The sequence below is a fragment of the Ruegeria sp. CDSA236 genome (assembly GCF_059611285.1).
The window spans coordinates 79,677-95,089 of record NZ_JBXWPG010000014.1; the positions used below are offsets into that span (position 1 = coordinate 79,677).

A 15,413-nucleotide genomic window follows, 5' to 3' on the forward strand; every position below is an offset into this window, starting at 1 on the left:
TTTTTTGTGTGCATTGCCAAGGATTGATGTTTTTGGTTCGTCTTACCCATTGTGATGCGCATGAAAACATCGGATGAGAATCTGGCAAAGGCCGCTGCTGCAGGGGACGCTGATGCGTTTGCCACGCTATTGGCACGCCACTACGACAGGGTCTTTCGGTTGGCTTTTCGACTGACAGGACGCGCGGATCAGGCCGAAGATCTGACGCAGGATATATGCGCCGCCTTGCCGTCAAAGATCGTAGGTTTTCGTGCCGAAGCCCGGTTTACGACATGGTTGTACCGTGTTGTTGTCAATGCAGCCGAGGATGCACGCCGTCGCGCGACGCGTCACACAAAGGCGGCCCACGGCTGGGGGGATGTAGAGCAGATGCGCCGGGCCGAGGTGCAGGAAACGGCCGAGGCTGTCGATTGGTTGCAACGGGCCATGCGGTCCCTGCCACAGGACTTGCAAGACACTCTGGCCCTGACCCTCGAGGATGAGATGACTCATGCAGAAGCTGCAGAGGTGCTGGGTGTTTCCGAAGGGACAGTGTCCTGGAGGATGTCAGATATCCGCAAACGGCTGCGAGCCTTGCGGCAAGAGGAACTGGCACAATGACCGATGAACTGGACAAGCTGAAGATGCTGATGGACGCCGCCACGCCGACCCCGGATGCGTCGCGACGGATTGAAAATCTGAGCCAGGCGCAAAAAAAATTCGATAATATCCAAGGATCGACCTCTGCGCGACGTCCCACTGTCAAGCGCGGCCTCATAGCCCGCCTGACAGAAGGAGCGAAAGCCATGTTGAATGCCCTCTCTTATCGCGGTGTCCTGACCGCTACCACCGCAGTTGCTGCTGTGGCTCTGATTGTGATCTTGCCGCAGACGCGCGACGAGGTTGTTGCGCCACTGCCCTGGTCCGAGGACCGCGCCGACGCACGGCAGGAGTCTGACCTATTGGTGGCGGATATGCCCGAGGCCAATCTCGAAGAACCAGTTGTTGAGGCGCCTGTTGTGATTGAAGAAACAATCGAACCTTCCGCCAAGAGGCAGGGGGCCGTTGCGCAGCTGGGGGCTGCGGACCTTTTACAGCGCGCGCCGGCATCGGCGGTCGGGAAATTTGACCTTCAACATGAGACTGTTCCCGCGCCGGAACAGAATACCGAAACTTTCGCCAACGCGGACAGCAACTCGCTGAAGATCACGACGGACGAACCGGTTTCGACTTTTTCGATTGATGTAGATACCGCCTCTTACGCCATTGTTCGGTCGTCTTTGATGAATGGCCATCTGCCGCCCAAGGATGCGGTGCGGGTTGAAGAGATGGTGAACTATTTCCCCTATTCCTACCCGGCGCCTGATGGGGCGGAACCGTTCCGTTCTACGATCACCGTGACACCGACGCCTTGGAATGAGGGGACGCAGCTTGTTCATGTCGGCATCCAAGGGGTCATGCCCCAGATCGAAGACCGTCCTCCATTGAACCTGGTTTTCCTGATCGACACATCGGGCTCAATGCAGGATGCTAACAAATTGCCGCTGCTGAAACAGTCTTTCAGGTTGATGCTGTCTGAACTCAGTCCGGAAGATCAGGTTTCGATCGTCACCTATGCGGGAAGTGCCGGGCAGGTTTTGCCACCGACCGCGGCAGCCGAAAAGACGACCATTCTCTCAGCCCTCGACAGGCTCGAAGCCGGTGGCTCGACAGCGGGGCAGGCCGGGTTGCAGCAAGCCTATCAAGTGGCAGAAGGTATGGCTGCGGACGGTGAGGTGACCCGCGTAATTCTGGCCACCGATGGCGATTTCAATGTGGGTCTGTCAGACCCTGATGCCCTGAAGGATTTTATCGCCCGCAAGCGCGACAGTGGTACATTCCTAAGCGTTCTGGGTTTTGGCCGAGGCAATCTGGACGATACCACCATGCAGGCTCTGGCCCAGAACGGAAACGGGCAGGCGGCATATATCGATACGCTGGTTGAGGCGCAAAAGGTATTGGTCGATCAACTTACCGGGGCGCTTTTCCCCATCGCCAACGACGTCAAAATCCAGGTCGAATTCAACCCGTCACAGATCGCTGAATACCGACTGATCGGTTATGAAACCCGATCCCTGCAGCGCGAGGACTTTTCAAATGACAAAGTGGATGCTGGTGATATTGGAGCAGGTCACACCGTAACGGCAATCTACGAGGTCACGCCAGTTGGTTCCGATGCGATCAGAAACGGCCCGTTGCGGTATGCTGAACAATCCATATCGGATGATTCAGCGGAAATTGGTTTCTTCAAAATGCGTTACAAGCTTCCTGGTGAAGATCAAAGCAATCTGATGGAGCAGCCTATCTTACCCGGACAAGGGACAGTCACGGATGACATCCGCTTTTCCTATGCGATTGCAGGATTTGGTCAGTTGCTCCGGGGCGGAGAATATCTTGGCGGCTGGTCCTATGCGGATGCCATTGATCTGGCCACGCTGTCCCGAGGTGAGGATTCTTTCGGATATCGGGCTGAAGCTGTCACCTCGATGCGTCTGGCCCAGACGCTGGCTGAGTAAGGTCCGGGCTTGGGAGAAACTAGAATGACCTAGGGTTGTTGGCTGTATGGGCACTAATTCTACGAATGCTCCATTCGACAGCATCCCGCATGGTTTTACCCAGAGCAACGTCAAAGGCAGTAACCAGATCTTCGGTCTGGTTGCTTTTGGCAATTATGTTCTCTTGGAACGAATTCGAAGCGATGATTTTGTCGTCGAACTCGTCCACGATCTTGATATTCATGCGAACTTCGACGCGTACGGTCGAGCTTTCACCATCCTGGTTAACGACAATGCCCTGAAACTCGCGTAGATCGGGAACAATCACATAATCCGGACGAAGCCCCACGGTCGAACGACCCACGGCGGATACCCGTCCACTGTTTTCATAGCTTTCGACCAAAAGCGCCTGGACGATCAGCGGCGCACGATCCACCCATCTGGCACGCGGCAGATATTGAACCTGCAAAGGTGTCGGCTGAACTGCAATTTGATCGGTATTTACCGCGGCAGTCGCGGTTGGCTCTTGGACCACGATCTGTTTCTGGATGCGTGGCAGCGAAGAAGAAAACGTGCTTTTGGGTGTCAGCAGATAGAGATCATTGGGTTCTGAGGCCTGCCGCAGCGTTTCCAGTCCAGTACACGCCCCCAAAGACGCCAAAACTGCGGTCATAATCAAATGCCTGATCATTGACGATACTCCGATGCTTGGGTCCCAAGAAGGAAACGGGCGGGGTCGCGTTCAACTTTGTCCACCAGTCGATCGAGGCTGATCACCAGTCGTTGGGATTCTTCTATGAAACGCGTGAATTGTGGCAGGCCAACCCGCATGAAATCGGACAGTTGACGGCGATTGTCCTGAACGATGCCGTCGATCGTTCCCAAAAGTTCCGAGGCCGATTTGGACGCGCTGAGGATATCGGCTGAAATATCATCAAGCCTGTCTGTCACTTTCGTCACCGTGGACGCCACTTGGTTGGCGGCATTGCGGACATCATCCATGACGACGCCGATATCTTTGTTGATCACCTCATTGGCCGAGTCAAATGCGCGTTCAGCTGAGGTCAAAGTGCCCTTTGCTGTTTCCATCGCACCAGTGACGGAGCCAAGCGTTTTGTTTGCGTTCACGAAAGTCTCGGAAACCGTGGCCAGCGCGACGCGCCCATCTTCGGTCAGGACCGTAAGGTGGTCTGCCAGGGTCGAGGCCCGTTCGATGAAGGGATGCAGATCCTGCTGCATGATGCGATCTGCTGCGTCAAAAGTATCTTTTGCGCTGTCTAGGGCCGATACAGCCGTGTCGGATGCGGTTTTCAGGCTATTTAATGTATTTGTTCCGGCTTCCAGCGTTGTTTCTGCGGTGTCTGCCAATTTTTCGAGGCGTTTTGAGAAGGCTGAAATTTCTTTAGCTGCGCCACCCAAATCTGAGGACAAGTTTTCGAAATCTGCAAGGGTTTTGTCCAACCTTCCGGTGGCCGAAGATACGTTCTCCAGAATCTGAGATACCTGCTGGCGGTTCTTGTCATCCACCACCTTGTCGATATCCTCGATCAGCGTAATCGCCTTTTCCAACAGTTTAGGGGCACCTTCGAACAAGGACTGGATGGTGCTGCGTTTGCTTTTGATAAGGCTGTCCTGCTCTAGTCGTTTGGCCGATGCCGAACCTCCGGTCAGTTCCACATAGCTGACCCCGGTGACCCCAAGCGATTGTAACTGGGCGACGGTATCCTCGGTCACCGGGATACTTGCGTCTACTTCAATGCGGACGCGCACTTTGGATGGGTGCTCGTCATCCAAGTTAAGGGAGATTACCTGCCCGACTGGCAGTCCGTTGTAACTGACGCCACCTGCCGCAGACAGGCCGGAAACATTGTCGAACAGTACATTGTAATAGGCGTATTGCCGGGAAACCTCGAATTTGGCCAGCCATAGAAAAAAGCCAAACGCACCCAGTATTCCAGCTAGGGTGAATGCACCGATCAGGATATAATTTGCTCGGGTTTCCATGGGTGTTACCTGTCCTGACCCTTTTTTTGTGCTGCGCGCGCCCGGGGGCCGGTGAAATATTCTTGGACCCAAGGATGATCGACTTTGGTCATCTCTTCAATCGGACCATCAACCAGAACACGTTTTTCTGCAAGAACTGCGATCCTGTTGCAAATCGCATAAAGGCTATCCAGATCGTGCGTGACCATAAACACAGTCAGACCCAGCGCTTGCTGAAGCTCGCCAATCAGGTCGTCATAAGCAGCGGCGCCGATGGGATCCAAACCGGCCGTTGGTTCATCAAGAAATACGATCTCAGGGTCCAGCGCCAGCGCACGCGCCAAAGCGGCACGTTTGCGCATCCCGCCCGACAGTTCAGACGGGAATTTGCCACAGCTCAGCTGCGGCAGTCCGACCAAGCTAATTTTCAGACCGCCAAGCGCCGACATAAGGCTTTCACTTATTCCTGTATGCTCGCGCAGGGGGGCTACGACATTCTGCAACACGGTGAGCGACGAGAAAAGCGCGCCGTCCTGAAAGGCGACGCCCCAGCGGCGTTCGATGCGCCGCCTCTCTTGTTCGGGGCCGTTCAGGACGTCGACGCCCAGAACTTCGATGCTTCCCGCGGCCGGTTTGTTCAGGCCGACGATGGTGCGGAGCAAGACGGATTTGCCCGTGCCCGAGCCGCCGACAATGCCCAGTACTTCGCCCCGCCAGACATCCAAATTCAGATCCTGGTGCACGATCTGCGGTCCGAACCGGTTGGTCAGATTGCGGACCCGTATCACCGCCTCGCGCTGGGTGTCGCCAATCGGCATCTGTTCGTGGGCTACACCGTCCATTTCAGACCCCCAGTACCGAGAAAAAGATCGAGAACATGGCATCCAGCGCGATCACCAAGAAGATCGCCTGGACCACGGACGCGGTGGTTCTTTGCCCAACACTTTGTGCCGATCCTTTGACCTGTAAGGCCTGCCAACAGGCGATGATACCGATGACCAGCGCAAAGAAAGGTGCCTTGATCATACCGATGGCAAATTGCCAGATGCCGGTGTTTTCCTTGAGGCGGGTCACGAACATTCCGGGGCTGACTCCAAGGTCGATCCAGCTCATAAGTCCGCCGCCAATCAAGGCGGCGATATCGGCGATGAACCCTAGGATTGGCAGCATGATCAGCAACGCTACAACGCGTGGAATGACCAGAACCTCGATCGGATCCAGGCCCAGCGTCCGCATGGCATCTATTTCTTCTTGCACCTTCATCGAGCCGATGGAAGCTGTAAAGGCAGATCCCGATCGACCCGCAACAATGATTGCCGTCAACAAAATGCCCAGCTCACGCAGCACGGAGATCGAGATCAATTCGACCACGAATATCTCGGCCCCGAACTGCTTGAGCTGCGTGGCCCCCTGAAATGCTAGTACAACGCCGATCAGAAAACCCATAAGGGCAACGATCGGAATCGCTTTCAATCCGGTTTCTTCCATCTGCGATACCAGTGCAGCACGCCGCAGACGCCGCGGCATCAAGATTGTGCGGACCAGCCGGTGTAGCGTCAGGCCCAGAAACTCAAGCAACGACAAGCTGTCTTTCCAGCCACCGACTGTACGCTCGCCGACACGTGCCACCCAATCCAGAAAATCTGGCTTTCCGGGATCAGGGGCGGATTCGTCCGGCATGTTGCGGGAAACCGTTTCGATCAGCGCGGAATGCGCGGCGGTTGCACCGTGCAGCTCGACCTGCCCGCCGCTGGACTTCACCTTGCGGACAAGGCTGGCAATCAGCCAAGCCCCGCCCGTGTCGAGTGCCTTAACGCCTGTCAAATCAACTATGACCGTTCCGCCGTTGGGATGGAAATTCGCGAATTCACGCTCAACCATATCCAGCGATTGGGTGTGAAGATCACCCGATATCTGCAGGTGAACCTGATCCGTATCCAGGTCAGTTGTGAATGTAGGCGGGGTCATGGGGGTATCTGATGTGAATCTGCATGGTGCTGCAACGGGTTTTTGTCACGCTTCAAGTATTTAGCCATCAGGCGATGCAAGATGGCATTCATCGCAAGAATGATGGTGTGAGCTTGCAAAAGGCTTGTTTCGGCAACCAGTAGTGTTATTCTTTGCGCAGGTTTTTTGTTTGGTTATTATGGTTGTGTTCAATGTCTGATCATCACGCGAAGGTAGAAGTCGAAATTGGGTCCGAACGGGGCTTTGGTTACGTCTTCACCGCTGTCTTCATAATTATCGCTCTTTGGCCCTTGTGGGGCGGAGGGTCGGTGCGCCTGATCCCAATGGTTATCGCTGGGGTTATTCTGGCTTTGACAGTTTTTGCACCCGCTACACTGAAGGTGCCGAACCGGCTTTGGTTCAAACTCGGCATGCTTTTGGGTGCGATTGTGGCCCCAATCGTCATGTTTTTGGTGTTTATCACTACGTTTGTCCCGTTTGGGCTGGTTACGCGCCTGTTGGGAAAAGACCTGCTGTCACAGAAACTGGACAGTTCATCAGATAGCTACTGGATTGTTCGTGAAGAGCAGCCCGGCAGCATGAAACAGCAATTTTAACAAGGGAGTACCAGGCGTGACATTCGTATCCGAGCTCTGGTCATTTATGAAAGTCAGAAAGAAATTCTGGCTGTTGCCCATTCTGATCGTTTTGGGTGTGTTTGGTGGATTGATCGTGTTGAGCCAAGGCTCGGCGATTGCACCTTTCGTCTACACGTTGTTCTGATCACATGGCATACATTTTAGGTATTTCGGCGCTGTATCACGACAGCGCAGCGGCGTTGCTTTGCGACGGCAAGATCGTTGCGGCCGCGCAGGAAGAGCGTTTTACACGGCGCAAACACGACCCCGGATTTCCGGTAGAAGCCATCAATTACGTGCTGGCCGAATCGGGGGTTGCGCTTGAAGACGTCGACAATGTGGTTTTCTACGACAAACCGTTTCTAAAATTCGAACGGTTGATCGAGACTTACATTGCGGTGGCGCCACGCGGGTTCAATTCCTTCCGCATGGCAATGCCGGTCTGGCTGCGAGAGAAGCTGTTTCTCAAGGATCTGCTTGCAAAGCAGCTTCGCAAAATCGACCCGGAATTCGATCTCGAAAAACTGCTGTTCGCCGAGCACCACATCAGTCACGCGGCCAGTGCGTTCTATCCTTCGCCCTTCGAAGACGCGGTCGTGCTGACTGTCGATGGAGTCGGAGAATGGGCAACCACCACCGTGGGTATTGGTCGCGGTAACGAGCTGACCATGGTGAAAGAGCTGCATTTCCCGCATTCGCTGGGTCTGCTGTATTCTGCATTCACCTATTACACCGGGTTCAAGGTGAATTCTGGTGAATACAAGGTCATGGGCTTGGCACCCTATGGCGACCCCAAATACAAGGATCTGATCCTTGAGCATCTTGTCGACCTGAAAGAGGACGGTTCGTTCCGCCTGAACCAGAAGTATTTCAACTATACAGCTGGTCTGACCATGACGAGCAAAGCGATGGAAGAGCTGTTCGACCAACCGGTTCGAAAAGCCGAAACCGACCAGCTGACGCAGTTCCACATGGATATTGCCGCCTCGGTTCAGGCCGTGACCGAAGAGATCATGCTGCGGATCACTCGGGACCTGGCGAAAGAGCATGGTATACGCAACCTCTGCATGGCCGGAGGCGTTGCTCTGAACTGTGTCGCGAATGGCAAAATCCTTCGCGATGGCGCCTTCGACAATGTTTGGGTGCAGCCCGCAGCGGGTGATGCGGGCGGGGCGCTGGGTGCTGCCTATGCGGCCTGGCATCAAGAGCTAGCGCAGCCGCGGCAAGTGACCTCGGGTGATCAGATGCTGGGGGCCTATCTTGGTCCGCGTTATGAAGATGACGACATAGCGCAAGAACTGGCGGCGGCCGGTGCGAAGTTTTCCACCTATGAAAATGGTGAGTTGATTGACCAGACGGCGCAGGCGCTGGCTGACGGTAAGGCCGTTGGTTGGTTCCAGGGGCGGATGGAATTCGGGCCGCGCGCGTTGGGTGCCCGCTCCATTCTGGGCGATCCACGGTCAGCTTCGATGCAGAAAACGCTGAACCTGAAGGTCAAGTATCGCGAAAGCTTCCGCCCATTTGCTCCATCTGTTCTGCGCGAAGACGTAGCCGATTGGTTCGAATTGGATGGCGACAGCCCTTACATGTTGATTGTGGCGGATGTGCAGGAAAAAATCCGGCGCAAGATGACCGAGGAAGAAGACGCTCTGTTCGGGATTGAAAAGCTGAACGTCAAACGATCTGACATTCCTGCTGTGACCCATGTCGATTATTCTGCCCGTATCCAGACAGTCCACCAAGAGACCAACCCAGCCTATCACGCGCTGATTTCAAAGTTCAAAGAACTGACCGGATGCTCTTTGGTGGTGAACACTTCATTCAATGTGCGCGGCGAACCGATTGTGTGCACGCCCACCGATGCGTTCCGCTGTTTCATGGGAACGGATATCGAGGTCCTGTCCATCGGGAACTGCCTGTTGCGTAAGGAAGATCAGGATCCCGCACTTAGGGAGAATTACGAGACAAAATACGAGCTGGACTAATCTGTTGCGCAAGCGGCGGAACCGCGACACAGTCTGCCCCTGAGACCTATTTGGTGGAATCGGGGGCAGGGAATGCGGCAGCGCGGAAATGTCTTGTTTGTCGTGATTGACCAGCTTCGGGCAGATTGTCTGACCGGCGCGCTGGCCGAGCATGTCAATTTGCCTAATCTGCGCGCTTTTATGGACGAGGCCGTAACGTTTCAGCGCCATTTCTCGGTTACTAACCCTTGTGGCCCGTCGCGTGCGTCTATCCTGACCGGGCAATATGCGATGAATCATAGATCGGTTCGCAATGGAACGCCTTTGCGGCACGACACGCCAAACATCGCAAGCGAGATGCGTAAGGCGGGATATCTGCCCTTGCTCTACGGGTATACCGACACCTCGGCTGACCCACGGGTTTACGATGCCAATGACCCGATCCTGAAATCTTACGAACGTCCCATGGAGGGGTTTGAAGAGGTCGTGGAAATGCGGCTTGAAGAATCTTATCCCTGGCGCGCTGACCTGCTGAAAAAAGGTTATAGGTTCGACACATACTGGGATCTGCACAAACCTGTTTCAACCTCAGGTGAGCCATCCAAATTGAACGACCCGGCGGTGTACTGCGCCGAAGACAGCGACACCGCCTTTTTGACCAATGCTTTTCTGGACAGTATCGCGGCCTTCGGCGACCAAAGCTGGTTTGCGCATCTGACCTATATCCGGCCTCATCCTCCTTTGGTCGCACCCGCTCCCTATAACGATATGTACGATCCCGTCGCGTTGCCGGGGCCGGTTGGTCATGTCAGCCCAGAAGATGAACAGGCAATACACCCGTTTTTTGGACCAACGATGGCGCGGTATTCGGCTTCGGATTTCGTTTTGGGTTTTGATGAGGTGCAACCCTCCACGGCCAATATTCAGGCGCTGCGCTCTGTTTATCTGGGTCTTGCAACAGAGGTCGATTATCATATCGGCCGCGTTGTCCAGTTTCTCAAGGACAGCAATCAATATGATGAGACATTGATCGTAATCACAGCGGACCACGGTGAAATGCTGGGTGATCGACATAGCTGGGGTAAGATGACCGTCTATGACGCAGCTTATCACACGCCTTTACTAATCCGGATGCCAGGCAATCAGGCGCAGGCCGGAGCCGTGGTGACGGCACCGACCGAGTCGATTGACATCACGCCAACCATTTTGGATTGGGTGGGCCAGAGTATCCCGAATTCTATAGATGGGCGGTCTTTGATGCCGTTTCTGCAGGGGCAGGGACCCAAGGATTGGCGAAGCTTTTCTTTCAGCGAGCTTGACTTTTCCGAGCCGGAAAATCCAACCCTTTGGCAACAGGAATTGGGAACGGGCAATAGCGATTCATGCCTGTCCATCTTGCGTGACGAACGGTTTACGTTGGTCGAATTTGCGGCAAACCTGCCACCGCTTTTGTTTGACCACCTGCGTTGCGGCGAAATGGAAAACGTGGCGAGCAACCCGGAATACGCAACAGACCTGGCCAGGTTGGGGCGCGAGATGCTGCGGCACCGTATGCGAAATATGGACCATACGCTTTCCCTGCATTCCATCACCGAAGAGGGGCCAAAATCCAAGCTCAGGCATTAGTCGGGAATGTTGCCCTGTCTCTGCTACACCTGCGATCAATCTGATGTTACGCATAGCTTCAGAGAGGGGGCAGATTGAACATCACAGATAACCAGATAAAGGCAATGACGACAGCGGGGCTGAATCTGATCGGTCAGGCGTTGTCGATCTACGACAGTCAGTTGCGGCTGGTACTTTGCAACCGGCCTTTTCAGGTGATGTTCGACCTTCCGGATGATCTGGTCCGGCCGGGTGCGTTGTTCCGTGACACAATACATTTTCTGGCGAGCATCGGCGAGTATGGCCATGATGAGAATGTCGAGGACATCGTCGCACATAGGGTCAGTCAAGCCCTCACTTTTGAACCGCACTATATTGAGCGCGTCAGGGCGAATGGGCAAGTGATCTCGGTCGAGGGTGCACCGCTGCCCAACGGCGGATGGGTAACGGTCTATACCGACATCACAGATACCAAACAGGCCGAAGCGCTATTGCGGGCGCGTTCCGAAGAATTGTCGGACGAATTGTTGACCCGGGCCGAGGAAATGGCGGCGACCAACCGAAAGCTAGCGTCGACCATTTCGGCTTTGGAAGAGGCAAAACGTCAGTTAACCGAAATCGAAGCCCGCACCCGGATGACAACCGAAATGATGCCAGCGCATATTGCGCATCTGGATGCCGATGGGCGGTACGATTATTCCAATCGCAAGCTCAGTTCGGTTTTGCCCGGCCGTCCCTCTGAGATTCTTGGGATGCATATTTCTGACGCTTTGGGACCGGCCGCATTTGCGCGGATCGAACAGAACCTGAACCGGGCCTACGACGGGGAAGCCACGGTATTTGAATTCACAGAGGGTCAGGATTCACGTCGAATCCGTGTTTCGTTCACGCCCGACAGCGAAGGCGGTGTCTATGTGATGTCAGTCGACATCACTGAAGAAACGCAAGCCCGTGTGGCCCTGCAACAAACACGCCGCCGGGAAATGGCGGCGCAAATGACAAGCGGTCTTGCGCATGATTTCTCAAACTTGCTGACAATTATACTGGGGATGCAGGCCAAGCTTGATAAAATGGACCTGCCGGAAGGCGCACAAAAGCTGGTGGCCGCCACGCGCCAGACTGCTAAACGTGGCGGGCAGTTGCTGAACCGCATAGCAGGCATGACCGGTAACCGAACGCCGCAACCCAAAGCCACGGATATGCGTGCTCTGCTCGAGGATTTGCGTATTCTCGCCACGCCGTCACTGCCGCGTGGCATGGGGCTTTCGGTCGTGAATACATTGCCGGATGTGGCACTTATGCTGGATCAGGGGATGATGCAGGACGCCATCCTGAATCTGGTGCTGAATGCGCGAGATGCCTGCGGAGAAACAGGTCAGATCACGATCAGCGCGCATACGATTGGTGGAACCTGGGTCGAGATTTCCGTCTCGGACACAGGGCCGGGCTTTTCGGAAGAAGCGCTTGGCAAGGCACTCAATCCATTCTTCACCACAAAGGGTGACAAGGGATCGGGTTTGGGTTTGCCCATGGTTTACGATACGGTCAAACTGACCGGTGGAAATCTGAGCCTGCGCAATACACCAAGCGGCGCCATGGTGGTTCTTCGGTTACCATACCGCGCCGCGCCGCCTGCGCTGGAAGGGCTGGTTCTGTTGGTTGAAGACAGCAGCCAACTTCGTCGGAATTTCCGTGATATGCTTGTGGAGATGGGGTTCACCGTGATTGAGGCGACCTCAACCGATGAGGCGCTTTCATTGGTGAACCAGATCGAAGACATCGCATTGATATTGTCCGACATTCGGCTGGAAGGACCAGAGACAGGGCTTGACCTTTTGCAGAAAGTGAACCCTTCCTTGCCGTGTATTCTAATGACATCGCTGCCTTATTCCGACCCGCTGCATCGTCAGGCACTGGCTTTGGCACCAGTTCTGCGCAAACCGTTCACACAAGCGCAGCTTACTGCCTTAATCCGAAATGAGGCCGCATGATGAACCAACCGCTGGTAACCATCTTAGATGATGAGCCTGAGATACGTCGTATCCTGACCGACACACTGGAAGAGGCGGGGTTCCGCACTCAAAGTTTTTCCCGTGCTCGTGAATTTGAAGCATCGTTGAAAAGAGTGGTGCCCGATGTGTGTCTGGTCGACCTGTCTTTGCCGGACACAGACGGCTTGGCACTTGTTCATCGCCTGGCTTTGGAACAAGGTGCCGCAGTCATCATTATTTCGGGGCGGGCACAGGTACAGGATCGTGTCACCGGATTGGAGCTTGGCGCGGATGACTACATCACCAAACCCTTTGATCCAGCCGAAGTGGTCGCTCGTATCCGGGCGCGGCTTCGATCGTCGCGGGCACCAGCGCCTCAGTCAGAGATCGCAGAATTCAACGGCTGGACCGCGTATTTCGACCGCTATGTTCTTGAAGACGGTTCCGGATCAGAAACGCCGTTCAGCCACGCCGAGGCCGAGGTGTTACGTCTGTTTCTAGATAGTCCTAAACGATTGATCAGCCGGTCGCAGATGCAAGAAGCGCTCGGGGGAGGCGCGGGCGACAGCTTTGACCGGGCCATGGACGTGCGAATATCCCGATTGCGAACAAAACTGGGCGAGGACCCCAAGAACCCGCGATTGATTAAAACCATCTATGGGGCAGGGTACATCTTTTTGGGCGACGTCGCCTGGCGATGATGATGACGAAGCTGGGTGCATCTGGCATTCGGTGTGAAACGGGCTCATAAGCTGTCGGAACGTAGGGGCGTTAAAGCAGATATTACGGTCGCCACCCCGTTATTGTCGGTCGCGTGTTGATAATCTGTCGGCAGGCACTGGATTCTCGGCACAGTCGGGCATAACTAACACAACCGCGCGGTTCTTTGGCTAAGGCTAACTTGGGTTGAAACGTGATCAGATATCGAATTCGAAAAGGTTTTGGAGCGTAAAATGATCAAAGAGACCTTAGCGAACTGGAGATCCAGCCATCTCGGTCGACTTTTGAGTGAAAGTCTCCGGAAGCAGGGTTGGTTGTACGGTGTTGCCATGGTGGCAATGATTTTCGTCGCAGCAACAACGGCCGGAACCGCTTGGATGATGGAGAACATCGTCAATGCGATGACCACGCCTGAGATGAAATCGAAAGTCTACCTGATTGCCGCCGCGGTGGTGGGTTTGTTTTTGGGTAAGGCGGTCGCCTCTTATATCCAGTCGATCTTTCTGGCGCGTGCAGGCAATCGGATCATCGCTGTGCAACAGGAAAAGTTGTACAATAAACTGCTGAAACGCGGTGTTGGTTTCTTTGCGGAAACAGAATCGTCCAACCTTCTCATGCGTGTGACCCATGGGGCTCAGGCCGCGCGGCGGCTAATCGACGTTATGGTGACCAGTTTCGTGCGCGATGCTCTGACTCTGGTTGGGCTGGTTTTCGTGATGATTTACCAAGAGCCTATGCTGTCTATTCTGTTCTTCTTTGTGGGTCCCGTTGCGCTTTTGAGCGTGCGTTACATTCTCAAAGGTGTGCGGTCGATCATGCAGTCAGAAATGAAGGCGTTGTCCGAAATCATCAAGGTTCTTCAGGAAACATCCGCTGGCATACGGGTCATCAAGGTCTTTGCTTTGGAAGACAACATGACCGATCGTATGAACGCAGCGATCAGGTCGGTTGAAAAGCGGGCAAACTCGATTTCCAGATTGCAGTCGATTGCCAGCCCATTGATGGAGCTTCTGGCCGGTGTCGCGATTGCCGGTATTCTTATCATCAGCACCCTTGATGTTACCGGCAGCGAGCCGACTTCGGCGGGCCAGCTGATGTCATTTATCACAGCCCTTCTGATGGCTTATGAACCGGCCAAACGTTTGTCAAAAACGCGTGTCGTGATTGAAACTGCCCTGGTGCCTGTGGGGATGATGTTCGAACTGCTTGATCAGGAAGATCCGATGGTCGAAAGCTTGAACCCCGAGAAGCTGAAATCCGGCCCGGGTGAAATACGCCTGAACAACGTGACCTTTGGCTATCAAGGCGAGCAAAAAGTAATCAAGGATATGAACCTGACTTTCGAGGCGGGCAAGACCACAGCTTTGGTTGGTCAATCCGGGGGGGGCAAGTCCACGATATTCGGATTGATCATGCGGTTTTATGATCCCGACCAGGGCAAGGTGGAAATTGATGGCCAAAACCTTGTCGGAGTGAGTTTTGCGTCTTTGCGTCGCAAGATTTCCTATGTGGGCCAGGACACATTCCTGTTTTCGACAACTGTGATGGAAAACCTTCGCTATGCACGACCTGGTGCCACCGATGAAGAGGTGATTGAGGCCGCAAAGGCTGCCCATGCTGATGTGTTCATCTCACAACTGCCAAATGGGTACGATACGCAGGTAGGCGAAAACGGCGCGTTTCTTTCTGGAGGTCAAAAACAGCGTCTGGCGATCGCGCGGGCAATTCTACGCAATGCCGAGATTTTGCTTTTGGATGAAGCCACCAGTGCTTTGGATGCGGAATCTGAGGCGCTTGTTAAGGCTGCGCTGGACAAGTTGACCGAGAATGTAACAACCATTGTAATCGCACACCGGCTTTCAACTGTGCTTCAGGCAGATACCATTATGGTTGTTCAAGACGGTGAAGTTATCGAACAAGGCAACCTTGATGCGCTAATCGAACATAACGGGACGTTCCGCCAACTGTTTGACCAGCAATTCAAGCTTCCGGGATCCTAAGCTCAGTCAGAATGGGCGGGGCCCCACATAGATTCTGAACGGCATCGAGAAG

General features: G+C 54.5%; 13 protein-coding genes. 9 read left to right on the forward strand and 4 right to left on the reverse strand.

Going from position 1 to position 15,413, the window contains the following annotated elements; genetic code table 11:
* Positions 1 to 60 precede the first annotated feature (60 nt).
* Positions 61 to 600: an RNA polymerase sigma factor gene (locus AC2FLB_RS18500; protein WP_496691551.1), complete on the forward strand. Its 540-nt coding sequence runs from the start codon at positions 61 to 63 to the stop codon at positions 598 to 600.
* Positions 597 to 2,534 carry a vWA domain-containing protein gene (locus AC2FLB_RS18505; protein WP_496709823.1) on the forward strand — a complete coding sequence of 646 codons (1,938 nt, stop codon included), beginning with the start codon at positions 597 to 599 and terminating at the stop codon, positions 2,532 to 2,534. The genes AC2FLB_RS18500 and AC2FLB_RS18505 overlap by 4 nt, the downstream gene beginning before the upstream one ends.
* A gap of 19 nt (positions 2,535 to 2,553) precedes the next feature.
* Here AC2FLB_RS18505 and AC2FLB_RS18510 read toward each other — a convergent pair whose 3' ends face one another.
* From AC2FLB_RS18510 to AC2FLB_RS18525, 4 genes are read right to left on the reverse strand one after another with little or no spacing between them, the layout of a single operon-like run.
* Positions 2,554 to 3,186: an ABC-type transport auxiliary lipoprotein family protein gene (locus AC2FLB_RS18510; protein ID WP_496691553.1), complete on the reverse strand. Its 633-nt coding sequence runs from the start codon at positions 3,184 to 3,186 to the stop codon at positions 2,554 to 2,556.
* Positions 3,187 to 3,200: 14 nt separating this feature from the next.
* Entirely contained in the window at positions 3,201 to 4,517 is a 1,317-nt protein-coding gene (locus tag AC2FLB_RS18515; protein WP_496691554.1) for an MlaD family protein, read from the reverse strand.
* A 5-nt stretch (positions 4,518 to 4,522) separates the two neighbouring features.
* Positions 4,523 to 5,338, reverse strand: coding sequence for an ABC transporter ATP-binding protein (locus AC2FLB_RS18520; protein ID WP_496709824.1), 816 nt, complete (start codon positions 5,336 to 5,338; stop codon positions 4,523 to 4,525).
* Position 5,339: 1 nt separating this feature from the next.
* Entirely contained in the window at positions 5,340 to 6,464 is a 1,125-nt protein-coding gene (locus AC2FLB_RS18525) for an MlaE family lipid ABC transporter permease subunit (protein ID WP_496691555.1), read from the reverse strand.
* A gap of 191 nt (positions 6,465 to 6,655) precedes the next feature.
* Between AC2FLB_RS18525 and AC2FLB_RS18530 the strand changes: the two genes are divergently transcribed.
* The 7 genes from AC2FLB_RS18530 to AC2FLB_RS18560 all read left to right on the forward strand — a co-directional run bounded on the left by AC2FLB_RS18530 (position 6,656) and on the right by AC2FLB_RS18560 (position 15,361).
* Positions 6,656 to 7,060: an SxtJ family membrane protein gene (locus AC2FLB_RS18530; protein ID WP_142636423.1), complete on the forward strand. Its 405-nt coding sequence runs from the start codon at positions 6,656 to 6,658 to the stop codon at positions 7,058 to 7,060.
* A gap of 16 nt (positions 7,061 to 7,076) precedes the next feature.
* Complete coding sequence (locus tag AC2FLB_RS18535; protein WP_142636421.1) at positions 7,077 to 7,226, forward strand: DUF5989 family protein; 150 nt, start codon at positions 7,077 to 7,079, stop codon at positions 7,224 to 7,226.
* Between the two features lie 4 nt (positions 7,227 to 7,230).
* Positions 7,231 to 9,066 (forward strand): carbamoyltransferase family protein, encoded by a 1,836-nt coding sequence (locus tag AC2FLB_RS18540; RefSeq protein ID WP_142636420.1) that lies wholly within the window; start codon positions 7,231 to 7,233, stop codon positions 9,064 to 9,066.
* Positions 9,067 to 9,138: 72 nt separating this feature from the next.
* Positions 9,139 to 10,671: a sulfatase-like hydrolase/transferase gene (locus AC2FLB_RS18545; RefSeq protein ID WP_496709825.1), complete on the forward strand. Its 1,533-nt coding sequence runs from the start codon at positions 9,139 to 9,141 to the stop codon at positions 10,669 to 10,671.
* Between the two features lie 104 nt (positions 10,672 to 10,775).
* Positions 10,776 to 12,641 (forward strand): PAS-domain containing protein, encoded by a 1,866-nt coding sequence (locus tag AC2FLB_RS18550; protein ID WP_496709834.1) that lies wholly within the window; start codon positions 10,776 to 10,778, stop codon positions 12,639 to 12,641.
* On the forward strand, positions 12,641 to 13,342 hold the full coding sequence (locus AC2FLB_RS18555) for a response regulator transcription factor (protein ID WP_142636417.1): 702 nt from the start codon (positions 12,641 to 12,643) through the stop codon (positions 13,340 to 13,342). Before AC2FLB_RS18550 ends, AC2FLB_RS18555 begins: the two co-directional genes overlap by 1 nt.
* Before the next feature lie 252 nt (positions 13,343 to 13,594).
* Entirely contained in the window at positions 13,595 to 15,361 is a 1,767-nt protein-coding gene (locus AC2FLB_RS18560; protein ID WP_496709826.1) for an ABC transporter ATP-binding protein, read from the forward strand.
* Positions 15,362 to 15,413: the final 52 nt, after the last annotated feature.